The sequence below is a fragment of the Cereibacter sphaeroides 2.4.1 genome (assembly GCF_000012905.2).
Classification (GTDB): domain Bacteria; phylum Pseudomonadota; class Alphaproteobacteria; order Rhodobacterales; family Rhodobacteraceae; genus Cereibacter_A; species Cereibacter_A sphaeroides.
In genome coordinates, this window is sequence record NC_007493.2 from 2,619,274 (window position 1) to 2,642,253 (window position 22,980).

Consider the following 22,980-nt stretch of genomic DNA (forward strand, 5'->3'; position numbering starts at 1 on the left):
CTATTGCAGATCCGAGAAGGCGCGCGCGATCCGGTCGAGCGCCTCTTCCACCTGCGCCCGCGGCGCGGCGATGTTGAACCGCAGGAAACTCTCGCCGCCCGCGCCGAAGGTGGCGCCGTGGTTGGCGGCGATCTGAGCGTCGGACTGCACGCGGCGATGGATCTCGTCGGTGCTCATGCCGGTGCCTGAAAAATCCACCCACGACAGATAGGTGGCTTCCAGCTTCATCGAGCGCAGGCCCGGGATCGCGTCGATCCGCGAGTCGAACAGCGTCCGGTTGCCGTCGAGATAGGCCATCAGCCCGTCGACCCAGTCCGCGCCCTCGGGCGAATAGCCCGCCGTCACCATGAAGAGGCCGAAGGAGTTGGGCGAGATCCCGAGCGCCGCCATCCGCGCGGCGAAGCTGGCCCGCAGCGCCGGATTGGGGATGATGACATTGCCGCAATGGGCGCCCGCGATGTTGAAGGTCTTGGTGCCCGCGGTCAGCATCACCAGCCGGTTCAGGATCTCGGGCGCGGCGAGCGGCATCACCGTGTGGCGCTGGCCCGGATAGACGAGGTCGTGGTGGATCTCGTCCGACACGAGGATCAGGTCGTGGCGCACGCAGAAATCGGCCACCTGACGCAGCTCGTCCACGCTCCAGACCCGTCCGCCCGGATTGTGCGGCGAGCAGAGGATCAGCATCCGCTCGCGCCCGGAAAGCTGGGCCTCCCAAGCCTCGAAGTCCATGACATAGCGGCCGTCTTCCTGGGCCAGGCGGCATTCCACCACCTCGCGTCCGGCGGCCCGGATCACCCGCGCGAAGGCGTGGTAGACCGGCGTCATGAGCATCACCCCGTCGCCCGGCTGCGTGAAGGCATCGACGCAGAGCGCGGTGCCGTTCACCAGCCCATGCACGGTGAAAATCCATTCCGGAGAAACGTCCCAGCCGTGCCGGTGCTCCATCCACCAGCGGATCGCGCCGAGATAGGCGCGGTCGTCGCCGAAATAGCCGTAGAGCCCGTGCGCGGTCATGCCCTCGAGCGCCTTCTGGATCGCCGCCGGCGGGCGAAACTCCATGTCGGCCACCCACATGGCGATGCCGGTGTCGGCCGGCACGCCGTAGAGGGTCTCCATCATGTCCCACTTCACCGAGTGGGAGCCGCGGCGGTCGATGCGCTCGTCGAAGTTCATGGTCGCTCCTGTTTGCGCGCGAGCGTAGCGGACGCTCCGGCAGGTGCAAGGGTGGCGCGCCCGCCGCGTGCGAAGGCGTGCCGCAGCCCGCACGCGCCCGGACCATTGCGCGAAGACCCGGCAGGTCGTAAATCACGGCCATGATACGCCCCATCCTGATCCACCCGGACCCGCGCCTGAAGAAGATCTGCGACCCTGTCGGCCAGATCACCGACGACCTGCGCCGTCTGGCCGATGACATGCTGGCCACGATGTATGACGCGCCGGGGATCGGCCTCGCCGCGCCGCAGGTGGGGGTGGTGCGGCGGCTGATCGTGCTCGACTGCAACAAGGAGAGCGACGGTGCCCGGCGCCCGGTCGCCATGGTCAATCCCGAGGTCGTGTGGCGCTCGGAGGATGTCTCGACCTACGAGGAAGGCTGCCTCTCGCTGCCCAACGTCTTCGCCGACGTGGAGCGCCCGGCCGAGGTGAAGGTCCGCTGGACCGGCCTCGACGGCCGCGAGGAGGAGGAGCAGTTCGCCGGCCTCTGGGCCACCTGCGTGCAGCACGAGATCGACCATCTCGACGGCAAGCTCTTCATCGACTACCTGCGCCCGCTCAAGCGGCAGATGATCACGCGCAAGATGGAGAAGTTCAAGCGCGCCCAGGCTTCGGGCATGGTGCAGAAGGCCTGATGGCGGTCCTGCCGATCCTGCGCTGGCCCGACCCGCGTCTGTCGCAGGCCTGCGCGCCGGCCGAGCCCGGCCCCGCGCTCGAGGCGCTGGCCTCGGACATGCTGGCCACCATGTACCACGCGGAGGGCCGTGGCCTCGCCGCGCCACAGGTGGGCCGCATGGTCCGGCTCTTCGTGATGGACACGCTCTGGAAGGAGGCTCCGGCCGCGCCGCAGGTCTTCGTCAATCCCCAGATCCTCTGGATGGCCGAGGCGCGGGTGGAGGGCCCCGAGGGCTGCCTCTCGATCCCCGGCGCCCGCCCCCTCGTGGCCCGCGCGCCCGAGATCCGGCTGCGCTGGACAAGCCTCTTCGGTGCCGAGCAGGAGGCGCACCTGACCGGCATCGAGGCCATCTGCGCCCAGCACGAGATCGACCATCTGGACGGGATCGTGACCCTCGACCGCCTGTCGCCCGCCGCGCGCGACGAGGCCCTGCGGGAGATGGAGACATGATCCGCCCCTTCGTGATGTATCCCGACAAGCGGCTGAAGACCGTGGCCACCCCCGTCGAAGCGGTGACGGACGAGATCCGCGCCATCTGGACCGACATGATCGAGACGATGGATGCGATGCCGGGCTACGGGCTGGCCGCGCCGCAGATCGGCGTGATGCTGCGCCTTGCGGTGGTGGATTGCTCGGAGAACCGCGGCAAGGCCATCCGGCTCGCCAACCCCGAGATCCTCCATGCCTCGGGGCAGTTCCGCGAGCATGAGGAGGGCAGCCCCAACCTGCCCGGCGCCAGCGCCGTCATCTCGCGGCCCCGGGCGGTCACGGTGCGCTTCCTGAATGAGGCGGGCGAGATCGAGGAGCGCGATTTCGTCGACATCTGGGCCACCTCGGTCCAGCATCAGATCGACCATCTGAACGGCAGGCTCTATATCGACCGCCTCTCGCCCCTGAAGCGCAAGATGGTGGTGGCGAAGTCCGAGAAATACCTGCGCCGGGTGGGCTGAGCCATGCGCCTGATCTTCATGGGCTCGCCCGACTTCTCCGTCCCGGTGCTCGAGGCGCTCCATGCGCATCACGAGGTGGTCTGCGTCTATTGCCAGCCGCCCCGCCCCGCGGGCCGCGGCAAGAAGGACCGCCCCACCCCGGTGCAGACCCGCGCCGAGGAGCTTGGCCTGCCGGTCCGCCATCCGACCTCGCTGCGCACGCCCGAGGCGCAGGCCGAGTTCGCGGCGCTCGGGGCCGAGGCGGCGGTGGTCGTGGCCTACGGCCTCATCCTGCCCCAGCCGATCCTCGATGCGCCCGAGCGGGGCTGCCTCAACATCCATGCCTCGCTCCTGCCGCGCTGGCGCGGGGCGGCCCCGATCCACCGGGCGATCCTCGCAGGCGATGAGGAGACCGGGATCTGCATCATGCAGATGGAGGCCGGTCTCGACACCGGCCCCGTGCTGATGTGCGAAAAGACCCATATCGGCCCCGAGGAGACGGTGCAGGATCTGCATGACCGGCTGTCCGACATGGGGGCGCGGCTGATCCTCGGCGCGCTCGGGGCGCTCGACGATCTGGTGCCCTGCCCGCAGCCCGACGCGGGCGTGACCTATGCCGAAAAGATCGCCAAGGCCGAGGCCGGGATCGACTGGACCCGCCCCGCCACCGAGATCGACCGGCAGATCCGCGGCCTCTCGCCCTTCCCCGGCGCCTGGACGCTGCTGAACGGCGAGCGGGTGAAGCTGCTGCGCTGCCGGCTGGCCGAGGGCCACGGCGCCCCCGGCGCGGTGCTGGGCGGGCTCACCATCGCCTGCGGCACCGGCGCGGTCGAGATCACGCTCGCGCAGCGCGAGGGCAAGCGGCCGATGGAGCCGGAGGAGTTCCTGAGGGGCTTCCCGCTGCCCGAGGGCAGCCGCGCCCACACGTCCTGAGCCTCACACCCGCGCGGCGCGAGCCCTGGCCTGATCTTTCTCCGCGCGGTCCCGCGAAGCGCCTCTGCCGTCCCCCGAGCCTGCCAAGAGACTCAGGCCACCAGCGCCTCGGCCCGCTTGAGATCGACCGAAACGAGCTGGCTCACCCCCTGCTCGGCCATGGTCACGCCGAACAGCCGGTCCATCCGCGCCATCGTCACCGCATGGTGGGTGATGATGAGAAAGCGCGTCTCGGTGCGCCGGGTCATCTCGTCCAGCAGGTCGCAGAAGCGGGTGACGTTCGCATCGTCGAGCGGCGCATCCACCTCGTCGAGCACGCAGATCGGCGCGGGGTTCGCGAGGAAGACCGCGAAGATCAGCGCCAGCGCCGTCAGCGTCTGCTCGCCCCCCGAGAGCAGCGAGAGCGTCGAGAGCTTCTTGCCCGGCGGCTGGCACATGATCTCGAGCCCCGCTTCCAGCGGATCGTCGCTCTCGACCATCACGAGCCGCGCCTCGCCGCCGCCGAAGAGATGAGTGAAGAGCGTGCCGAAGCTCGCATTCACCTGCTCGAAGGCGGTCAGAAGCCGCTCGCGCCCCTCGCGGTTCAGGCCCTGGATGCCCGCGCGCAGCTTCTTGACCGCCTCTTCGAGGTCGGTCTTCTCGGCCTTCAGCGTGTCATGCTCGGTCTGGACCGCCTGCGCATCCTCCTCGGCGCGCAGGTTCACCGCCCCCAGCGCCTCGCGCTGCCGCTTGAGCCGCCCGACATCGGTCTCGAGCGCCTCGACCGTGGGGATCCGCTCGGGATCGACCGCCAGCGCCTCGAGCAACTGCTGCGGTGTCCGCTCCGTCTCCTCGCGGATCCGCTCGGCCGCCAGCTGCAGCGCCTCGGTCGCGGCATCGGCGCGGGCCTCGGCCCGGGCGCGCGCCTCGCGGCTCTCGCCCGCCTGACGCTCGGCCTCGCGCTCGGCCTCCTGCGCGGCGCGGAGCGCCGCCTCGGCCGAGGCCAGCGCATCGGAGGCGCGGGCGCGGCGCTCCTCGGCGGCCTCGATCGCTTCTGCCAGCTCCTCCCGGCGGGCGGCGATCTCCTCGGGCGCCTCGGCGGCCTCGCGCAGCGCCTCCTCGGTCTCGGCCTTGCGCTCGGCCAGTTCGGCGCTGCGCTTCTCGGCGGTCTCCAGCCGGTGCTTCCAGCCCGAAAGGTCCTTCGTCACCTCCTGCCGCCGCTTGACCCGCGCCTCGCCCTCGCGGCGCAGCTCGTCATGCAGCGAGCGGCGCGACATCATCGCGATGCGCGCGGCCTCGACCGCCATCTTCAGATCCTCGAGCCCCGCGCGCGCCGCCTCGAGATCCGGCAGCGCCGAGGCCACGCCTTCCGCCTCGCGCAGCCGCGCGCGGGCCTCCATCGCCTCGTCCTCGTAGCGCTTCACCGCGAGCCGCGCCGATTCGAGCTTGCCGCCCGAGATCGAACGGTCCGCCTCGGCGCGGGCCGCCGCACGGCTCGCCTCGGTCACGCGCGCATCGGCGGCGCGGCGGGCCTCGCGGGCCTCCTGATCGGCGCGGGTGAGCTGCGCGAGCCGGGCCTGCAGCGCCTCGTGCGCCTGCCTTGCCCCCTCGGCGCGGGCCGCCACCTCCTCGAGATCGCGCTTCAGCGCCACCAGCCGGTTCAGCTGCTTCAGCCGCAGCGCCGCGGCCGAGGGCGCATCCTCGGCACCCGCGCGGAACCCGTCCCAGCGCCACAGATCGCCCGCAAGGCTCACCAGCCGCTGCCCCGGTTGCAGCAGCGGCTGAAGCGCGGCCCCCGCCTCGCGGCCGACGAGGCCGATCTGGCCGATCCGGCGGCGCAGCACCTCGGGCACGCCCACATGCGGCGCCAGCGGCTCGGCGCCCGCCGGCAGCGGGGCCGTCTCGTCATAATCGGGCAGCGCGGCCCAGCCGGAGGGCGCGTCCGCCGCCACCTCGGGCGCGCGCAGATCGTCGGACAGCGCGGCGCCGAGGGCCGCCTCGAAGCCCGGCTCGACCTGAATGCGGTCGAGAAGCTGGCTACCCGCCTGCGCCTCGCGGTCGACGAGCCGCGCCAGCGCCGCCACCTCGGCCCGCAGCGCATTGGCCTCGCCCTCGGCGGCCGACCGCTGCGCCCGCGCCTCCGCCTCGCGCGACTGCGCCTCGGCCCGCGCCTCGTCGGCCTGCACCAGCGCCTCCTCGGCGGCCTCGGCGCGCTCCTGCGCCTCTTCCTGCGCCGCCGCCGCCTCTTCCCAGGTCTCGGCCGCCCGCTCCTGCGCCTCGGCCGCGGCCTCGACCGTTTCGCGCGCCCGCGCCGCCTCGGCCTCGGATCTGGCCAGCGTTGTACGGCTGTCAACCAGCATCCGCTGCGCCGACTGGTGGCGCGCCGAGAGCCGCGCGGCATCCTCGGTGCGCTCGGACAGGATCTCCTCGCGCTCGCCGAGCGCCGCCCCCGCCTCGCGCGCCGCCTCGGCCGCCTCGGCCAGCCGCTCCTCGTGGCCCTCGTGCGCGGTCTCGAGCGCCTCGCGCTCCCATTCCAGCCGCCCGATGGTCTCGGCCGCATCGCGGTTGAGCCCTGCCTCGCGCTCGATGTCGCGGCCGAGCTGGTCCACCCGCGACACGAGCGTGGCGATGGTGGCCCGCGCGCGATCCTCCTCGGCGGCCAGCGCGTCGCGCTCGACCGTCAGCCGTTGCAGCACGGCGCCGGCGATGGCCTCCTCCTCGCGCTTCGGCGGCAGCGTCGCCTCGGCCTCGGCACGGGCAGCGGCGGCCTTGCGCGCCACGGCCTCGGCCTGCCCCGCCGCCGTCATCCGCTCGCGCAGGAGCGCGAGCGCCTCGGTCCGCGCGACATCCGCCTCGCGCCAGCGGCGATAGAGGAGCGACCCCTCGGCCCGCCGCAGCTCCTCGCCGATCTCGCGGTAGCGGGCCGCCTGTTTGGCCTGCCGCGCCAGCGTGGAAAGCTGCTGCGCCAGCTGGTCGAGCACATCCTCGACCCGCGCGAGGTTCTGCTCGGTGGCCGCCAGCCGCAGCTCGGCCTCGTGCCGGCGCTGGTAGAGGCCCGAGATGCCCGCGGCCTCTTCGAGGATCCGCCGCCGCGCCTTGGGCTTGGCGTTGATGAGCTCGGAAATCTGCCCCTGCCGCACCAGCGCGGGCGAATGGGCCCCCGTCGAGGCATCGGCGAACAGCATCTGGATGTCGCGCGCCCGCACATCCCTGGTGTTGGCCTTGTAGGCCGAGCCCGCGTCCCGGGTGATCCGGCGCACGATCTCGATCGTGTCGGCATCGTTGAAGCCCGCGGGCGCCAGCCGGTCGGCATTGTCGAGGACGAGCGCCACCTCGGCGAAGTTGCGCGCGGGCCGCGTGGCCGCCCCGGCGAAGATCACATCCTCCATCCCCGCCCCGCGCATGGCGGTGGGCCGGTTCTCGCCCATCACCCAGCGCAGCGCCTCGAGCAGGTTCGACTTGCCGCAGCCGTTCGGCCCCACGACACCCGTCAGCCCCTCGTGGATCACCAGATCGGTGGGGTCCACGAAGCTCTTGAAGCCGTTCAGTCTGAGGCGGGTGAACCGCAAGGCCGGATCCTTCTGATTCCCGATCGGGTCCGCATGGTCCGGTCTGGGGCGGCCCAAGTCAACCGGAGCCCCCTTGATCTGGCGGCATACGGCCGGTTATCCCCAAGATGTTGCAGCTCTCGGCAGGAAGGTGCGCCATGATCCCCCGCAAGGCCCGTGAGGCAGAGGACTGGGAGGCGATCCGCGGGCTGATCCTTCGCGCCTTCGCCTTCATGGAGGGGCGGATCGACCCGCCCTCCTCGGCCCACCGGCTGACGCCCGAGGCCATCGCCCGGCAGGCGCGCGAAGCCGAGGTCTGGCTGATGGGCGATCCGGCCGTGGCCTGCCTGTTCCTGACGCCCCTGCCGCAGGCGCTCTACCTCGGCAAGATGGCGGTCGAGCCCGCGCTGCAGGGGCAGGGCCTCGGGCGCGTGCTGATGGCCTTGGCCGAGGACCGGGCGCGGGCGCTGGGGCTGCCTGCGCTCGAACTCGAGACGCGGATCGAGCTGGTCGAGAATCAGGCGGCCTTCCGCGCCATGGGCTTCACGCAGGTTGCGGCCAAAGCCCATCCGGGCTTCGACCGGCCGACCTCGCTCACCTTCCGGCGCGCGCTCGGGCCCGCACCTGCTCGCGCCAGAGGGTGAAGAGCCCGGCCGAGACCACCACGCAGGCGCCGAGGACGACATTCCACCCCGGCCGCTCGTCGAAGACGAAGAAGCCGAGCATCGCCGCGAAGGGCAGTTGCAGATAGGCGAAGGGCTGCACCGCGCTCGCCTCGGCCACCTCATAGGCGCGGATCAGGCACCAATGCCCCAGCGCCGCCGTACAGCAGAGCGCCGCCATCCAGAACCAGTCGCCCGGCGCCATCGGCTCCCAGTGCCAGAGGCCCACGGCGGTCATGGCGACGGCGCCGACCGTGCCCGTCCAGAAGAAGCTGACGGCCGCCGAGTCGCCCCGCGCCACATAGCGCGTGAGCAGCGCATAGGTCGCAAAGAGCGTCGCCGCCGCGAGCGGCACCAGCGCCCAGGGCGAGAAGACCGCAAGGCCCGGCTGCAGGATGATGAGGATGCCCACGAAGCCCGCGCCGATGGCGAGCCAGCGCCGCCAGCCCACCGTCTCGCCCAGAACCGGCCCCGAGAGGGCCGCCACCAGCAGCGGATAGCAGATGAAGACCGCGTGGCTGGCCACGAGGCCCAGCTTCACGAACCCCACCACCATGACGCAGACCTCGGCCGCGAGCAGAAGTCCGCGCAGGACCTGCAGGACGGGAAAGCGCGAGCGGATCGCCGGGGCGAGGCCGCCCGCCTGCCGCGCGGCCACCGCGATCACGAAGGCCGCGAAGAACCAGTAGCGGATCATCACCACCATGAGGACGCTGTAATGCTCGGCGAGATGGCGCGAGATGCCGTCCTGCAGCGCGAAGATGCAGGTGGTGAGCACCATGAGCCCGATGCCCAGCCGCGTATTCTGTTCGGTCATCTGCCGAGGACTCCGGTCGTCATATGTCGCTTGCGCCCGTGGCCGGGCTGGCGCGTGACGGTGAAGCCCGCCTCCGCCAGCGCCCGCCGCACATGGCCCGCCGCCGTATAGGTGGCGAAGGTGCCGTCGGGGGCGGTGTGGCGGCCCACCTCGGCCATCAGCGCCTCCGACCAGAGCTCGGGGTTCTTCGCGGGCGAGAAACCGTCGAGGAACCAGGCGTCGGCCCGGCCCTCCCACCGCGGCAGGAGATCCCGCGCGTCGCCGATCCGCACCTCGACCTCCATCCCGTCGAGCTCGAAGCGCCTCTGGCCCGCCTCCCACGCCGTGAGGAAGGGGTCGGCCACCGCCCGGGCCTCGGGAAAGGCCGAGAGGGCGCGGGCGATGTCGGGGGCGGCCAGCGGGAAGGCCTCGAACGAGAGGTAGGACAGCCGCCCCGGCCGCCCCGCCGCGCGCCAGCCGATCAGCGTGGCCAGCATGTTGAGCCCGGTGCCGAAGCCCAGCTCGGCGATGGCGAAGCCGTCGCGGAACCGCTCCGGCAGGCGGTTGCCGGCCAGAAAGACATGGCGGGTCTCGGCCAGCCCGTCGGCCAGCGAGAAATAGGGATCGTCGAACCGGGTCGAGACCGGGATGGCCCCTTCGCGCCAGTCGAGATCGGGCGCTGCATTTCGCGAAGCGCGAATGGCAGGGGCGTTTTCCGCCCCCTCTGCGCCGGCAATCCGGGGGGCCGTCTCCGGGGCGCCCGGTGGCGCGGGCTCCTGCGCGGACGCGACATCCGCGCTCTGGCCTGTGGCTGGCATCTGTCCTAAGCCTGCTGTCTTCGAAAGTGCGGACATTGGGCGAGGACGGGGAAAATGGCAACGCCGGATCTGACAATTCGCGGCGGCGGGATCTTCGGGCTCGCGGTGGCCTGGGCGGCGGTGCGGCGCGGCGCGAAGGTGCGCCTGATCGAGAGCGCGCGGATCGGCGCGGGCTCCTCGGGCGGCGTCGTGGGGGCGCTCTCGCCGCATGTGCCCGAACAATGGAACGAGAAGAAGGCCTTCCAGTTCGAGAGCCTCGCCATGGGCGAGGCATGGTGGGCGGCGGTGGCCGACGCCTCCGGCCTGCCCACGGGCTACGATCGGTTGGGCCGGTTCCAGCCGCTCGCCGATGCGCGCGCCGTCGACCATGCCCGCGCCCGCGCCGAGGAGGCCCGGACCCTCTGGCAGGGCCGCTTCTCGTGGGAGGTGGTGCCGGCCGGCGGAGACTTCATGCCCGAAAGCCCCACGGGCCTCGTGATCCACGACACGCTGACCGCGCGGCTGAACCCGCGGCTGGCGGTGCCCGCGCTGGTGCAGGCGATCCGCGCGCAGGGCGGCGAGATCCTGATCGGCGAGGGCGAGGAAGCGGGCCCGGTGGTCTGGGCCACCGGCGTGGCGGGGCTCGAGGCGCTGTCGCAGGATCTGGGCAAGCCGGTCGGCAATGGCGTGAAGGGTCAGGCCATGGTGGTGGCGCTCGACGCGCGCGACCGGCCGCAGGTCTTCGGGCCGGGCCTCCTGATCGTGCCCCACGCCGACGGCACGACCGCCGTGGGATCGACCGCCGAGAAGGACTGGACCGCACCCGACACGACCGACGCCCAGCTCGACGAGGTCCATGCCCGCGCCGTGGCGCTCTGCCCCTGGCTCGAGGGCGCGCCGGTCCTGACCCGCTGGGCGGGCCTGCGCCCCCGCGCCCGCAGCCTCGCGCCGATGCTGGGCGAATGGCCCGGCCGCCCGGGGCAGTATGTGGCGAACGGCGGCTTCAAGATCGGCTTCGGCATGGCGCCGAAGGTGGGCGAGGTCATGGCCGCGCTGGTCCTCGAAGGCCGGGACGAGATCCCCGAGAGCTTCCGGGTCGAGGCCTCGCTGAAGAAGAAGGGGAAGGCCGAGGAGTAGGGGCGAAGGCCCAGCAGCGCCCTGCAGGACGGGCCTCGGAGGCGTTGCGACACGGCGCTAATGAGACCCACGGCACCCGATGGAGGGAGGCCTTGGCCTGCGCGGGACTGGGCTCCCTCCGCACCGTTCGTGGTCCGGAGGCACCAGCCTCCGCGAGACGCCACCCATTGGGCGCCCACGGGGCGCCCGTTCGTGGCTCGGAGGCTCCACTGGAGCCTCCGCGAGACGCCACTCACCCCTTCAGCTCGGGGGTGATGCGGACGGGGCCGCCGCTGCCGCGGAGCTTGGCGCGGTAGATCACCACCGACTCGGTCACGCGCATGACGTAGGTGCGGGTCTCGGAGAAGGGGATCTGCTCCACCCAGTCCACCGCATCCACATCCTCGGCACGCGGGTCGCCGAACTCGGTCACCCAGCGGCGCGGGCGGCCCGGGCCCGCATTGTAGCCCGAGGCCACCAGCGCGAGCGACGGGCCGAACTCCTCGACCAGCTGCGCGAGATAGGCCGTGCCGAGCCGCACGTTGTAAGCCGGATCCTGCGTGAGCTTCGCAGGCTCGTAGCCGAGCCCCACCTTGGGCGCCATGAGCTTCGCCGTCCCCGGCATGACCTGCATGAGGCCCCGCGCGCCGGCCGGACTCACCACCACCGGGTTGAACTCGCTCTCGCGCCGCGCGATCGACAGGGCCAGCGCCCGGCTCACCGGCAGCCCGTCGCCCGGCACGAGATCCGGCACCGGGAAATAGGCGCGCGGCAGGATCGTGCCCTCCTCGGCGGCCTGCTTGGCGATCAGCACCGCCACATGCGGCTCGCCCATCTCGAGCGCCATCTCGGACAGCCGCTCGAGATCCGGGGCCTTCAGGCTCTCGGCCAGATGCAGCAGGAACCGCTTGCCGAGATCGCGCTCGCCCGCCGCGAGAAGAAGCCGCCCCGCCGCCAGCACCGAGGAGGAGGCGAAGCCCGCCTGCCGCCAGTCGCCCGCCCGCGGCGCCGAGACGAGCGCCGGATCGAGCGGGATGCCCGCGCGCTCGGCGGAGAGAAGCCCGTAATAGGCGGTCTGGTAGCGCGCCCCCGCCGCGAAGGCCGCGCCCGCCTCGTCGTAGCGTCCGAGCTGCTCGAGCGCCCGTCCCTGCCAGTAATGCGCCCGCGAGAGGCTGATCGGCGTGCGCACCGCCGCCTGCAGCCGCTGGAAATGCTGAAGCGCCGCGGCCGGGTCGCCGAGCTTGCGCAGCGCGATGAAGCCCGCGAAGAACTCGAGCTCGGCAAAGTCGCCCCCGCCCTCGAGATGGTGGCTCGCGGCGATCCGGTAGGCGGTCTTCGGATCGCCCTCCTCGTTCAGGGCCCGCGCCAGCACCGCGCGCCGCCCCGCCCAGGCCGAGGGGCTGCCGAGGCCCGCCACGCTGGCCGACCGCTCCAGAAGCAGCTGCGCCGCATCGGCGTCGCGGCCCTTGCGCGCCCGCCAGAGGAACCGCTCGTAGGCGAGGCCGGGATCGGCGGCGAGCGCCGCGGGCACGGCCGCGATCAGCCCGTCCACCCCGTCGGCATCGGCGCGCAGCGCCATCCGCGCCGCCGCGAGCCGCTTCCAGCCGTCCGACACGCGCGGCAGCATCCGCCGCGCCTGCTCGGGCCGGTTCTCCCAGAGCAGCATGTCGAGCCGCGCCTCGTGCGCCCGGGCCAGCACCTCGGGGAAGGCGCCGATCGCGGCCGATTCCTCCTCTGCGGTGAAGGCGAGCGTCGTCCAGGCGCGGCGGATCACCGTCTCGGCCTCGGGCTGCTGGCCCGCCGCGGCGTGGGCGCGGGCGAGCGCGATGGCCCCGGTGGCGGTCGCGGGCGGACGCGAGCCGAACCACGCGATCACGCGCTCAGGCGTGGCCGAGCGGGCCACCGCCTCCTCGCCCTTGTCGCGCAGGAGCTTCAGCCCCGGCCAGTCGGGATGCTGCGCGAGGAAGGCCTCGTAGTCGGTCAGGCTGCCCTCGCCCGCCCGCAGCCGGTGCCACTCGACGAGCGACTGCGCGAGCGGGCCCGACCGGCGCGCCTGCGCCTCGGCACCGCTCCAGTCCTTCGACCAGGCGGCGCGGAGCGCGTCCTTCAGTGCGGCCGGATCCTCGGCCCGCGCCGCGAGGGGCGCGCAGAGCAGCGGCAGGATCAGCAGAAGGGCGAGGCGGAGACGGGCGGGGGCGGATCTGGGGCGCGACATGCGCGCAATCTGCCCAAGCCCGTGCCCGCCCGCAACACACAAGCTGACGAGCGCGCCGTGGCTTGGGGACAACTTGGCAAGCCCCGCGGCGGGCGATAGGAAGGCCCGGTTCAACCGGGCGAGTCTGCCCAAATCAGATGGAGATGCGTGTCATGATCAGAGGGTCCATTCCTGCCCTTGTGACGCCGTTCAAGAACGGCGAGCTGGATCTGGACACGCTGAAGAAGCTGGTCGACTGGCAGATCGCCGAAGGCTCGACCGGCCTCGTCCCGGTGGGCACCACGGGCGAGAGCCCGACGCTCAGCCACGAAGAGCACGAGACGGTGATCGAGGCGGTGGTGAAGGCCGCCGCAGGCCGGGTGCCGGTGATCGCGGGCGCGGGCTCGAACTCGACCGCCGAGGGGATCCGGCTGATCCGCTTCGCCGAGACGGTGGGCGCCGATGCGGCGCTCGTGGTGACGCCCTACTACAACAAGCCCACGCAGGCCGGGATGATTGCGCATTTCACCGCGCTCCACGACTGCTGCAGCCTGCCCATCGTGATCTACAACATCCCCGGCCGGTCGGTCGTCGACATGTCGCCCGAGACGATGGGCACGCTGGCGCGGCTGCCGCGGATCGTGGGCGTGAAGGATGCCACCGGCAAGATCGAGCGGGTGAGCCAGCAGCGCGCCTCCTGCGGGCCTGACTTCATCCAGCTCTCGGGCGAGGATGCGACGGCGCTCGGCTTCAACGCCCACGGCGGCGTGGGCTGCATCTCGGTCACGGCCAACGTGGCGCCGCGGCTCTGCGCCGAGTTCCAGCAGGCAACCCTCGCGGGCGACTTCGCCAAGGCGCTGGAGTATCAGGACCGGCTGATGCCGCTGCACGAGGCGATCTTCCTCGAGCCGGGGCTGGTGGGGGCGAAATATGCGCTCTCGAAGCTCGGGCTCTGCTCCGACGAGGTGCGCCTGCCGCTCGTGGGCCTCACCGACGCGACCAAGGCCCGCATCGAGGCGGCCATGCGTCACGCCGGCCTGATCTGATCCGCGCGGCCGGCTCTCCACGGAGCCGGCCCCCATCCGCCGCCATCCCTTCGGCGGGCTCCCGAGCCCGAGCCCGGGGCGATCCTGTGGCCTCCCACTCCGGTCGCAGGCCCGCATTGACCCCGCCTCCCGGGTCCGGCGGCCCCGTGCCCCGTCCGCGGCAGCGCCGGGCGAGGGGGTTCGATGCCCCCTCGCCCGGCTCCCCCTTTCCGCTTCGGGCGCTGGACAGCGGCCCGCCGCTCGCCTATCTCCGTCCGGTCATGGCCAAGCATTCCGATCCCAACAGCAAGCTCATCGCCGAGAACCGCCGCGCCCGCTTCGATTACTTCATCGAGGAGGAGATCGAGGCCGGCATCATGCTGCTCGGCTCCGAGGTCAAGTCGCTCAGGCAGGGCGGCTCGAACATCGGCGAGAGCTATGCCTCGGTGGAAGAGGGCGAGCTCTGGCTCATCAACGGCTATATCGCGCCCTATCTGCAGGCCAAGACCTGGGGTCACGAGGAACGGCGCAAGCGCAAGCTCCTCGTCTCGCGGCGCGAGCTGGCCCGGCTCTGGACCGCCACCGCCCGCGAAGGCATGACCATCGTGCCGATCCGCATGTATTTCAACGACCGCGGCATCGTGAAGCTGAAGATCGGCATCGCCAAGGGCAAGAAGCTCTCGGACAAGCGCGAGACTTCGGCCAAGCGCGACTGGAGCCGCGAGAAGCAGCGCCTCCTGAAGCAGAACAGCTGATCCGCGGGGGCGGCGCGTCCGTCGGGCGGCCGCGGTCCCCTGTCCCTCCCCCGCGTCCGCCCGGGCCGTCCGGCGCCCCCGCCGGATGCCGCAGTCCCCTCCCTGCGCATCCGCTCCGGCCGACCGTCGAGGACCGCCCGGACCTCGTCCGAAGATCGGCGAGCCCACCGGGCGATACGCGTCCAGTCGGGAAGACCTCCCCCTCCTTGCGCGCACCGGTCACGCCCGTCCGGGCTTGCCTGCGGGCGGCCACGGGATTAAGCGGGATTGGCTTTCCGAGGAGCCCGACATGACCGACGATCCCAGAACGCTCGTCTCCACCGACTGGCTGGCCGCCCATCTGCGCGATCCCGACCTGAGGCTCCTCGATGCCTCCTGGTATCTGCCGCAGGAAAACCGCAACCCGCGGGCCGAATACGAGGCCGAGCATATTCCCGGCGCGCGCTTCTTCGACATCGACGAGATCGCCGACCTGCGCTCGGCCCTGCCCCACATGGCGCCGCCGCCCGAGAAATTCATCAGCCGGATGCGCGCCATGGGCGTGGGCGACGGCCATCAGGTCGTGGTCTACGACGGCTCGGGCCTGCGCTCGGCGGCGCGGGTCTGGTGGACCTTCCGCCTGATGGGCAAGACGGATGTGGCGGTGCTCGACGGCGGCCTGCCGAAATGGAAGGCCGAGGGCCATCCGGTCGAGGACATGCCGCCCGTCGTCCGCGACCGGCACATGACGGTGCAGCGTCAGGCGGGCCTCGTGAAGGACGTGACCCAGGTGGCCCATGCCTCGAAGCTCGGCGAGGCCGAGATCATCGACGCGCGCTCGGCCGGCCGGTTCAAGGGCACGGATGCCGAGCCGCGGCCGGGCCTGCGCGCGGGCCATATTCCCGGCTCGAAGAACGTGCCCTTCACGACGCTCCTCGCGCCGGACGGCACGATGAAGCCGCCGGCAGAGCTGCGCGCGATCTTCGAGGCGGCGGGCGTGGATCTCTCCAAACCCGCGATCACCACCTGCGGCTCGGGCGTGACCGCGGCCGTGCTCAGCCTCGCGCTCGAGATCCTCGGGCACCGCAACCATGCGCTCTACGACGGCTCCTGGTCCGAGTGGGGCATGTATGACGATCTCAAGGTCGCGAAAGGATGACGAAGGAATGCTGACCGCCCTGAAGCCGCAGCCCGCGGACAAGATCCTGCAACTGATCCAGATGTTCCGCGAGGATGCGCGCGCGGACAAGATCGATCTGGGCGTGGGCGTCTACAAGGACCCGACCGGGCTCACCCCGGTCATGCGGGCCGTGAAGGCGGCCGAGAAGCGGCTCTGGGAGGTCGAGACCACCAAGACCTACACCGGCCTTGCCGACGAGCCGGCCTACAATGCCGCGATGGCGAAGCTGATCCTCGCGGGCGCGGTCCCGGCCGACCGGGTGGCCTCGGTCGCCACCCCCGGCGGCACGGGCGCGGTGCGTCAGGCGCTCGAGCTGATCCGCATGGCCTCGCCCGAGGCCACCGTCTGGATCTCGAACCCGACCTGGCCGAACCATCTGTCGATCGTGAAATATCTCGGCATCCCGATGCGGGAATACCGCTATTTCGACGCCGAGACCGGCGCCGTCGATGCCGAGGGCATGATGGAGGATCTGGCCCAGGTGAAGGCGGGCGACGTGGTGCTGCTGCACGGCTGCTGCCACAACCCGACCGGCGCCAACCCGAACCCGGTGCAGTGGCTGGCCATCTGCGAGAGCCTGGCCCGGACAGGCGCGGTGCCGCTGATCGACCTCGCCTATCAGGGCTTCGGCGACGGGCTCGAGATGGATGCGGCGGCGACGCGGCTTCTGGCCACCAGACTGCCCGAGGTGCTGATCGCGGCCTCCTGCTCGAAGAACTTCGGCATCTACCGCGAGCGCACGGGCATCCTGATCGCCATCGGCGAGGCGGCGGGCCGGGGCACGGTGCAGGCCAACCTCAACTTCCTGAACCGGCAGAACTACTCCTTCCCGCCGGACCATGGCGCGCGGCTCGTGACCATGATCCTCGAGGACGAGACGCTGAGCGCCGACTGGAAGGCGGAACTCGAGGAGGTGCGGCTCAACATGCTGACACTGCGCCGCCAGCTTGCCGATGCGCTGCAGGCCGAGACCGGCTCGAACCGCTTCGGCTTCGTGGCCGAGCATCGCGGCATGTTCTCGCGCCTCGGGATCACGCCCGCCGAGGTGGAGCGGCTGCGGACCGAGCACGGGGTCTACATGGTGGGCGATTCGCGGCTGAACATCGCGGGGCTGAACCGGACGACCGTGCCGGTGCTGGCGCGCGCGGTGGCCAAGGTGCTGCGCGGCTGAGCTGCGCTGCCAGAACGGATCGGAAGGGGCGCGGGCGCAGGTCCGCGTCCCTCGTCGTTCGGGGGCCGCCCTGACCGGGCGGCCCGCATCGCCTGAAGCGGAAAAACGACAGGCCCGGACCGTCGTCCGGGCCTGTCGCGGTCGGGCAGCGGGGGAGGAGGAACCCGCCGCCCGATCCTTCGTCCTCAGCCGTGGTAGGCCGACTCGCCGTGGGCGGTCTGGTCGAGACCGATCCGCTCGCTCTCGGTGTCTACGCGCAGGCCCACCACCAGATCGGCGATCTTGAAGGCCACGACCGAGACGATGGCCGTCCAGATCAGCGTCACCACCACGGCCTGCGCCTGGATGATCGTCTGGCCGACGATGGAATAGTCGTCGCCGTTCACGCCGCCGAGGCTCGCCGCCGAGAAGATGCCGGTGCCGATGGCGCCGATGATGCCACCCACGCCGTGGATGCCGAAGACGTCGAGGCTGTCGTCATAGCCCATGGCGTTCTTCACGGTCGTCACGAAGAAGTAGCAGACCGCCGAGGCGATGGCGCCGAGCACGATGGCGCCCATCGGGCCGATGGTGCCGCAGGCCGGGGTCACGGCCACGAGGCCCGCGATCATGCCCGAGGCCGCACCCAGCATCGAGGCCTTGCCGCGCGCCAGACCCTCGATCAGCGACCAGGCGACGACGGCCGCGGCAGTGGCCACGAAGGTGTTGATCATGGCGAGCGTGGCGCCGCCGTTGGCCTCGAGGTTCGAGCCCACGTTGAAGCCGAACCAGCCGAACCACAGCATCGAGGCACCGATCATGGTCATGACCATCGAGTGCGGCGCCATGTTCTCCTTGCCGAGACCGATCCGCTTGCCGACCATCACCGCGCCGATCAGCGCCGCGACGCCCGCGTTGATATGGACAACGGTGCCGCCCGCGAAGTCGATGGCGCCCCAGTTGAAGATCAAGCCCGAGGCATCCCAGACCATGTGGGCGATCGGGAAATAGGCGAAGGTCACCCAGATCACGGTGAAGATCAGCACGGCCGAGAATTTGATCCGCTCGGCGAAGCCCCCGATGATCAGCGCGGGCGTCAGCGCCGCGAAGGTCATCTGGAAGCAGATGAACAGATATTCCGGGATCACGAAGCCGTCCGAGAAGGTGGCGGCCATGCTGTCGGTCGTCACGCCGGCCAGGAAGAGCTTGCCCATGCCGCCCCAGAACGGGCTGGTGCCGCCGCCGAAGGCGAAGGAATAGCCGTAGATCACCCAGATCACCATGACGGTGCAGCCGATCAGCGTGGTCTGCATCAGCACCGACAGCATGTTCTTCGCGCGCACGAGACCGCCGTAGAACAGCGCGATCCCCGGCAGGATCATGAAGAACACGAGCACGGTGGACATCAGCATCCAGGCGACGTCGCCCTTGTCCATCACCGGCGTCACGACGGCCTCGGCGGCCTCTGTCACGACTTCGGCGGCTTCCTGCGCCCAGGCGGGCAGGGCCGCGGCCGCGGCCAGCGCGGTCAGCCCCATCAGTTGCGAGATCTTCTTCATTTTACCCTATCCCTCTGCCGGCCGCGTCAGAGCGCGTCGTCGTTGATTTCGCCCGTGCGCACGCGGACGGCCTGTTCGACGTCCAGCACGAAGATCTTGCCGTCGCCGATCTTGTCGGTCTTGGCGGTGGTGCGGATCGTCTCGACGACCGACTCGGCCAGCCCGTCCGACACGACGATCTCGAGGCGGACCTTCGGCACGAAGTTCACGGCATATTCCGCCCCGCGGTAGATTTCCGTGTGGCCGGACTGGGAGCCGAAGCCCTTGATCTCGGTCACCATCATGCCGCGCACGCCGATGGTGGTGAGCGCCTCGCGCACCTCCTCCAGCTTGAACGGCTTGATTGCTGCGATGATGAGTTTCACGACGATCCCCTGTTCTGCTTGGGCCGCTTCGGACCCCACGGGGTCACAAGGCTTGCTCCGGGCGCAGCGCACAACAAATCGGCGGCAGAAGAAGAGAGGGCGAACGGGGAAGTTGCACATCTTTTGCACTACAGCGCCCATTCGCCCAATTTTAATGCAACATGCGGAGAGGAATTGAAGACGCGCCCGCTCCACATTCGCGGCCCCTGCAGGTAGAGTCGCGGCAAAGTCCACAAGAGACAAAAGGCGGGCAACGAGGCATGAGCGGGTCGAACGGGCGGCGTCCACCGCTGATCGCGGACAGGCGGTACGGGCCGTCTGCCGCGAAGAAGACGGCATCGAACGGAGGCGGCGGCCGGGGCTCCAAGCCTCCGCCGAAAGCCGCGCCGAAACGACGGACGAAGAAGCGCGATCCGCTTTCGGCGGCGGTGGCGTGGGTCTTCGGGCTGATCTGGGGAATCGTGATGTTCTTCTGGCGCATCCTCTGGGGCGTGGGCTGGCGCATCCTCGCGGCCGTGGCCCTCGTCGTGGGCCTGTCCTCCTATTATTTCTATTCGCAGCTGCCCGAGGTGGCCCAGCTCGTCGACGGACGCGCCCGCGGCTCGGTCACGATGCTCGACCGCGAGGGTAAGGTCTTCGCCTGGCGCGGCGAGACCTACGGCGGCATGGTCACTTCGGACAAGGTCTCGAAATACCTGCGCGAGGCGGTCGTCGCCACCGAGGACCGGCGGTTCTACCGCCATTTCGGCGTGAGCCCCCGCGGCATCGCTTCGGCCGTGCGCATCAACCTGAGCGAGGGGCGCGGGCCGCTGGAAGGCAACGGCGGCTCGACCATCACGCAGCAGGTGGCCAAGCTTCTGTGCCTCGGCGTCCAATACGATCCGAAGGAATGGAAGAGCGAGGCCGACTACGAGGCCGACTGCCGCAAGGGCGGGATCTGGCGGAAGGTGAAGGAGGTGCCCTTCGCCCTCGCGATGGAGGCGAAATACACCAAGGCCGAGATCCTGACGATCTACTTCAACCGCGCCTACCTCGGCGCGGGCGCGCGCGGCTTCGAGGCTGCGGCGCAGCGCTACTTCGGCAAGTCGGCGAGCGAGGTGAGCGCCTCCGAAGCCGCGATGCTGGCGGGCCTTCTGAAGGCGCCCTCCTACTACGCGCCCACGGCCAACCTCGAGCGCGCGCGCGACCGGGCGAATGTCATCATCGGCCTCATGGAGGAGCAGGGCTACCTGACCCGCGCCGAAGCCGATCAGGCCCGCGCCCATCCGGCACAGCTCTCCGAGGCGGCGCAGAGCCGCTCCGGCGGCTTCTTCGCCGACTGGGTGATGGAATCGGGCCCGGCCTTCCTGACCCGCGACACGACCGAGGATGTCATCATCCGCACGACGCTCGACCAGCGGCTGCAGCGCGCGGCGGAAGGCGCGCTCGATGACGTGTTCAAGACCAAGGTGAGCGAGGGCTCCAAGGCGCAGGCGGCGGTCGTGGTCATGTCGGCCGACGGCGCGGTGCGCGCCATGGTCGGCGGGCGCAAGGTTCAGGCGGCGGGCTCGTTCAACCGCGCGACCCAGGCGCTGCGGCAGACGGGCTCGGCGTTCAAGCCCTTCATCTATGCCGCCGCGATGGATCTGGGCTACAGCCCCGCGGACTTCGTCGACGACAGCCCACTCACCGTGATGGTGAAGGGCTCGGGCCCCTGGTCGCCCTCGAACTACGACCGGAAGTTCCGCGGGATCGTGACGCTGACCAGCGCGCTCAAGCAGTCGCTGAACATCCCCGCCGTCCGCATCACCGAGGCCGTGGGCCGCGAGAAGGTGCGTCAGGTGGCGTCGGAATTCGGCATCCAGAGCGATCTCGCCGCCGGGCCCGCGCTTGCGCTCGGCGTGTCGGAGGCCACGCTCCTCGAGATGACCGGTGCCTATGCGGGCATCCTGAACGGCGGCTCGGCAGTGAAGCCCTACGGGCTCGTCGAACTCCGCCTGCAGGGCGAGGATACGCCACTGATCGGTCAGGAGGGCGGCATCGGCGAGCGGGTGATCTCCGAGCAGGCGGCCCAGCTTCTGACCTACATGATGACCCAGGTGATCGAGAGCGGCACCGGCGCCCGGGCCCGCCTGCCGGGCTGGGAGGCCGCGGGCAAGACCGGCACCACCCAGGCGGCCCGCGATGCATGGTTCGTGGGCTTCACCGCCGATTATGTGGCGGGCGTCTGGATGGGCTACGACGACAACACACCGCTGAAGGGCGTGACGGGCGGGGGGCTTCCCGCCGACATCTGGCGCGAAGTGATGGTGCGGGTCCACGAGGGGCTTCAGCCCCAGCCGCTGAAGAAGATCGTGCCCGAGCCGCGCATGCCGCCGCAGACGACGGCCGACGTGCGCACCGATCCCGTGCCGCAGGACACGGGCGACTGGCAGGCGCAGCGCCCGAACGATACCGGCGACTGGCAGGCGGCCCCCCCGTCCGCCGAGCGCGGGCGAGCAGATCGTGCGCGACGTGCTCGGCATCTTCGGCGGCGGCGGGCGGAACTGAGGTCCCGCCCTGCCCGGCCCCCGCCGCCTTGCCGGGCGGCGGGCCTTGCCTTGCAGACGAAGGTCGGGGCCGAGGGGCCGCCCTCCGCATCGCCCGTGCGGGCGTCACGCACAGCTCCCTGAACTGAAAACGCCGCCCCAAGGGGCGGCGTTCTGCAGTCTCGGGAGGGTCTCGCCTCAGCTCGCGCGGCGCAGCTGTTCGGTCAGCGCCGGGATCGAGCCGCGGTTGCGGTCCAGAAGCGCGCCGACCTCGGCCCGCTCGGACGCCAGCATGTTCACGCCCTCGATGATGATGTTGAAGAAGGCCGGGCGGCCCGACCGGTCCGACACATGCCAGCGGACCTCGAACGGGTTCTCGTTGCGCAGATAGGCGGTCGAGATCACCTCGACGGCGCTCTTCATCGGACGCGCATCGTTGACCTTGATCTCGCTGCCGATGAACTCGCGGAAGCGCTTGCCGTATTTCCGGGCGATATAGCCCTGGTAGGCCTGGGTGAAGGCCGAGATCTCCTGCCGGCTCGCGCTGCGGGCGGCGACACCCAGCGCCGTGCGGGCGATGGCCGGCACGTCGGCATAGCGCGCGAAGAGCCGCTCGAAATCGGCATACATCTGCCCCTCGGACTTGCCCGAGTTGATCGTCCGGTTCACCTGGGCCACCGCCTCGACCACCAGCGCACGCGCCGTGCCGGTATCGAGCGCCTGAGCCCGCCAGGGCAGAAGGGCCGCGGCAACGCCCGCCGCGAGGCCCATCGTCACGGTGCGGCGGCTGGGCCGGAGGTCGAAGGGAAGATCATTGGGCATCGAATTCCTCATATGGATCGATGGCGTAGGGGTCGATGTAGGCATCGTCCGCCCCGCCGGTCTGGCCGAGCTCGAAACGCCGGTTCTGAAGATAGAGGAGCCGGGTCTGCGAGTAGCTATCGGCGCTTTCATATAGAACCGAGTCGATCGTTTCGGAATAGCGGGCCCGATCACCAAGTATTGAGCCGGCCTCCGCCGCCCTGCCGGCCGTCCGCACGCCCGAGGGCACGATGAGCCGCAGCGGGTTCAGCGCCACGTCCACCACATCGCCCACGAGGTCGCGCTCGGTGCGCGGCCCGAGGAACGGCACCTCGCCGTAGACACCTTCGTTCGCGCCCCAGACATAGAGCGTCTCGCCGAAGTCCGTGTTGCGCCCCTCGATCCCCATGGCGTGCGCCGGGTCGAACAGGCCGCCGATCCCGATCGTCGTGTTGACGACGAAGCGGGCCGCATTCTCGACGGCGGCGCCCGGCCGCCCCTGCAGCAGGCTGTTCAGCGTCTCGCCCGGCAGGTCGAGGTTGTCGGCGAAGTTGTTGATGCCGCGCTCGACCGGGTCGGGCAGCACCGCATAGGCGCGCGAGGCCGGGCGCAGCACGGCCTTGTCGACCGACTTGTTGAACTCGTGGATCTGGCGGTTGTCCGCCTCATCCGGGTCGTTGATCGCCTGAGTGGGGTTGGCCGAGCCCGCACAGGCCGATACGAAGGCGCCGAGAAGGGCAAAGAGGGCGCCGTGGGCTGCGATTCGGCATCCACGGAGTATGGCAGTTCGATGTTCCACGCTGATGACCCCGGGCTG

General features: G+C 70.8%; 19 protein-coding genes and 1 pseudogene. 11 read left to right on the plus strand and 9 right to left on the minus strand.

All coding sequences use genetic code 11. The features are described 5' to 3' along the window. On the minus strand, positions 1-1,173 hold the full coding sequence (locus RSP_RS12715) for a MalY/PatB family protein (protein WP_011338556.1): 1,173 nt from the start codon (positions 1,171-1,173) through the stop codon (positions 1-3). A gap of 140 nt (positions 1,174-1,313) precedes the next feature. On the opposite strand from RSP_RS12715, the gene def (RSP_RS12720) reads away from it, so the two are divergent. Genes def (RSP_RS12720) through fmt form a run of 4 tightly spaced genes read left to right on the plus strand, consistent with a single transcriptional unit; the run spans position 1,314 to position 3,750 of the window. Next, entirely contained in the window at positions 1,314-1,847 is a 534-nt protein-coding gene (gene def, locus RSP_RS12720) for a peptide deformylase (protein WP_002721070.1), read from the plus strand. Further along, a complete protein-coding gene (def, locus tag RSP_RS12725; RefSeq protein ID WP_011338557.1) occupies positions 1,847-2,338 on the plus strand; it encodes a peptide deformylase in 492 nt (163 codons plus the stop codon). The genes def (RSP_RS12720) and def (RSP_RS12725) overlap by 1 nt, the downstream gene beginning before the upstream one ends. Continuing rightward, entirely contained in the window at positions 2,335-2,838 is a 504-nt protein-coding gene (gene def / locus RSP_RS12730) for a peptide deformylase (RefSeq protein WP_011338558.1), read from the plus strand. The genes def (RSP_RS12725) and def (RSP_RS12730) overlap by 4 nt, the downstream gene beginning before the upstream one ends. A gap of 3 nt (positions 2,839-2,841) precedes the next feature. Next, on the plus strand, positions 2,842-3,750 hold the full coding sequence (gene fmt, locus RSP_RS12735) for a methionyl-tRNA formyltransferase (RefSeq protein WP_011338559.1): 909 nt from the start codon (positions 2,842-2,844) through the stop codon (positions 3,748-3,750). 92 nt (positions 3,751-3,842) lie between these two features. Here the strand turns inward: fmt and smc are convergent, their stop codons facing one another. Next, positions 3,843-7,298, minus strand: a complete 3,456-nt coding sequence (gene smc, locus RSP_RS12740; RefSeq protein ID WP_011338560.1) for a chromosome segregation protein SMC — start codon at positions 7,296-7,298, stop codon at positions 3,843-3,845. Positions 7,299-7,435: 137 nt separating this feature from the next. Between smc and RSP_RS12745 the strand changes: the two genes are divergently transcribed. Then, complete coding sequence (locus RSP_RS12745; RefSeq protein WP_011338561.1) at positions 7,436-7,921, plus strand: GNAT family N-acetyltransferase; 486 nt, start codon at positions 7,436-7,438, stop codon at positions 7,919-7,921. On the opposite strand, the gene RSP_RS12750 is transcribed toward RSP_RS12745, so the two are convergent. Continuing rightward, the gene (locus tag RSP_RS12750; protein ID WP_002721079.1) at positions 7,872-8,756 is read right to left on the minus strand and encodes a DMT family transporter; all 885 of its coding nucleotides are present in this window, start codon (positions 8,754-8,756) and stop codon (positions 7,872-7,874) included. The two genes, RSP_RS12745 and RSP_RS12750, sit on opposite strands and share 50 nt — an antisense overlap. After that, on the minus strand, positions 8,753-9,553 hold the full coding sequence (mnmD, locus tag RSP_RS12755; RefSeq protein ID WP_011338562.1) for a tRNA (5-methylaminomethyl-2-thiouridine)(34)-methyltransferase MnmD: 801 nt from the start codon (positions 9,551-9,553) through the stop codon (positions 8,753-8,755). Before mnmD ends, RSP_RS12750 begins: the two co-directional genes overlap by 4 nt. 54 nt (positions 9,554-9,607) lie before the next feature. On the opposite strand from mnmD, the gene RSP_RS12760 reads away from it, so the two are divergent. Next, positions 9,608-10,669 carry an NAD(P)/FAD-dependent oxidoreductase gene (locus RSP_RS12760; protein WP_011338563.1) on the plus strand — a complete coding sequence of 354 codons (1,062 nt, stop codon included), beginning with the start codon at positions 9,608-9,610 and terminating at the stop codon, positions 10,667-10,669. 232 nt (positions 10,670-10,901) lie between these two features. On the opposite strand, the gene RSP_RS12765 is transcribed toward RSP_RS12760, so the two are convergent. Next, on the minus strand, positions 10,902-12,863 hold the full coding sequence (locus tag RSP_RS12765; RefSeq protein ID WP_011338564.1) for a lytic transglycosylase domain-containing protein: 1,962 nt from the start codon (positions 12,861-12,863) through the stop codon (positions 10,902-10,904). 152 nt (positions 12,864-13,015) lie between these two features. Here RSP_RS12765 and dapA point away from each other — a divergent pair, with 152 nt between their 5' ends. From dapA to RSP_RS12785, 4 genes are all read left to right on the plus strand, one after another. Next, positions 13,016-13,888: a 4-hydroxy-tetrahydrodipicolinate synthase gene (gene dapA, locus RSP_RS12770; RefSeq protein WP_011841738.1), complete on the plus strand. Its 873-nt coding sequence runs from the start codon at positions 13,016-13,018 to the stop codon at positions 13,886-13,888. 260 nt (positions 13,889-14,148) lie between these two features. Beyond that, positions 14,149-14,622, plus strand: coding sequence for an SsrA-binding protein SmpB (gene smpB, locus RSP_RS12775; protein WP_002721091.1), 474 nt, complete (start codon positions 14,149-14,151; stop codon positions 14,620-14,622). Between the two features lie 289 nt (positions 14,623-14,911). After that, positions 14,912-15,760: a 3-mercaptopyruvate sulfurtransferase gene (gene sseA, locus RSP_RS12780; RefSeq protein WP_011338566.1), complete on the plus strand. Its 849-nt coding sequence runs from the start codon at positions 14,912-14,914 to the stop codon at positions 15,758-15,760. 7 nt (positions 15,761-15,767) lie between these two features. Next, on the plus strand, positions 15,768-16,952 hold the full coding sequence (locus RSP_RS12785; RefSeq protein WP_011338567.1) for an amino acid aminotransferase: 1,185 nt from the start codon (positions 15,768-15,770) through the stop codon (positions 16,950-16,952). 185 nt (positions 16,953-17,137) lie between these two features. Here the strand turns inward: RSP_RS12785 and RSP_RS12790 are convergent, their stop codons facing one another. Both RSP_RS12790 and RSP_RS12795 read right to left on the minus strand, forming a co-directional pair. After that, positions 17,138-18,490 carry an ammonium transporter gene (locus tag RSP_RS12790; RefSeq protein WP_002721097.1) on the minus strand — a complete coding sequence of 451 codons (1,353 nt, stop codon included), beginning with the start codon at positions 18,488-18,490 and terminating at the stop codon, positions 17,138-17,140. Between the two features lie 26 nt (positions 18,491-18,516). Further along, positions 18,517-18,855: a P-II family nitrogen regulator gene (locus tag RSP_RS12795; protein ID WP_002721100.1), complete on the minus strand. Its 339-nt coding sequence runs from the start codon at positions 18,853-18,855 to the stop codon at positions 18,517-18,519. Positions 18,856-19,115: 260 nt separating this feature from the next. Between RSP_RS12795 and RSP_RS12800 the strand changes: the two are divergent. Next, positions 19,116-21,384 (plus strand): annotated as a pseudogene (locus RSP_RS12800) (transglycosylase domain-containing protein). Between the two features lie 176 nt (positions 21,385-21,560). Here RSP_RS12800 and RSP_RS12805 read toward each other — a convergent pair. Together RSP_RS12805 and RSP_RS12810 are read right to left on the minus strand one after the other, a co-directional pair. After that, the gene (locus RSP_RS12805) at positions 21,561-22,184 is read right to left on the minus strand and encodes an MlaC/ttg2D family ABC transporter substrate-binding protein (RefSeq protein ID WP_009561627.1); all 624 of its coding nucleotides are present in this window, start codon (positions 22,182-22,184) and stop codon (positions 21,561-21,563) included. Further along, positions 22,174-22,962 carry an MlaA family lipoprotein gene (locus tag RSP_RS12810; protein WP_011338569.1) on the minus strand — a complete coding sequence of 263 codons (789 nt, stop codon included), beginning with the start codon at positions 22,960-22,962 and terminating at the stop codon, positions 22,174-22,176. The genes RSP_RS12805 and RSP_RS12810 overlap by 11 nt, the downstream gene beginning before the upstream one ends. Positions 22,963-22,980 lie beyond the last annotated feature (18 nt).

Excerpts from the sequence above, each read along its gene's own strand:
- RSP_RS12715 (WP_011338556.1), bottom strand. The coding sequence starts at position 1,173 with ATGAACTTCGACGAGCGCATCGACCGCCGCGGCTCCCACTCGGTGAAG.
- def (WP_002721070.1), top strand. The coding sequence starts at position 1,314 with ATGATACGCCCCATCCTGATCCACCCGGACCCGCGCCTGAAGAAGATC.
- def (WP_011338557.1), top strand. The coding sequence starts at position 1,847 with ATGGCGGTCCTGCCGATCCTGCGCTGGCCCGACCCGCGTCTGTCGCAG.
- def (WP_011338558.1), top strand. The coding sequence starts at position 2,335 with ATGATCCGCCCCTTCGTGATGTATCCCGACAAGCGGCTGAAGACCGTG.
- fmt (WP_011338559.1), top strand. The coding sequence starts at position 2,842 with ATGCGCCTGATCTTCATGGGCTCGCCCGACTTCTCCGTCCCGGTGCTC.
- RSP_RS12745 (WP_011338561.1), top strand. The coding sequence starts at position 7,436 with ATGATCCCCCGCAAGGCCCGTGAGGCAGAGGACTGGGAGGCGATCCGC.
- RSP_RS12750 (WP_002721079.1), bottom strand. The coding sequence starts at position 8,756 with ATGACCGAACAGAATACGCGGCTGGGCATCGGGCTCATGGTGCTCACC.
- mnmD (WP_011338562.1), bottom strand. The coding sequence starts at position 9,553 with ATGCCAGCCACAGGCCAGAGCGCGGATGTCGCGTCCGCGCAGGAGCCC.
- RSP_RS12760 (WP_011338563.1), top strand. The coding sequence starts at position 9,608 with ATGGCAACGCCGGATCTGACAATTCGCGGCGGCGGGATCTTCGGGCTC.
- RSP_RS12765 (WP_011338564.1), bottom strand. The coding sequence starts at position 12,863 with ATGTCGCGCCCCAGATCCGCCCCCGCCCGTCTCCGCCTCGCCCTTCTG.
- dapA (WP_011841738.1), top strand. The coding sequence starts at position 13,016 with ATGATCAGAGGGTCCATTCCTGCCCTTGTGACGCCGTTCAAGAACGGC.
- smpB (WP_002721091.1), top strand. The coding sequence starts at position 14,149 with ATGGCCAAGCATTCCGATCCCAACAGCAAGCTCATCGCCGAGAACCGC.
- sseA (WP_011338566.1), top strand. The coding sequence starts at position 14,912 with ATGACCGACGATCCCAGAACGCTCGTCTCCACCGACTGGCTGGCCGCC.
- RSP_RS12785 (WP_011338567.1), top strand. The coding sequence starts at position 15,768 with ATGCTGACCGCCCTGAAGCCGCAGCCCGCGGACAAGATCCTGCAACTG.
- RSP_RS12790 (WP_002721097.1), bottom strand. The coding sequence starts at position 18,490 with ATGAAGAAGATCTCGCAACTGATGGGGCTGACCGCGCTGGCCGCGGCC.
- RSP_RS12805 (WP_009561627.1), bottom strand. The coding sequence starts at position 22,184 with ATGCCCAATGATCTTCCCTTCGACCTCCGGCCCAGCCGCCGCACCGTG.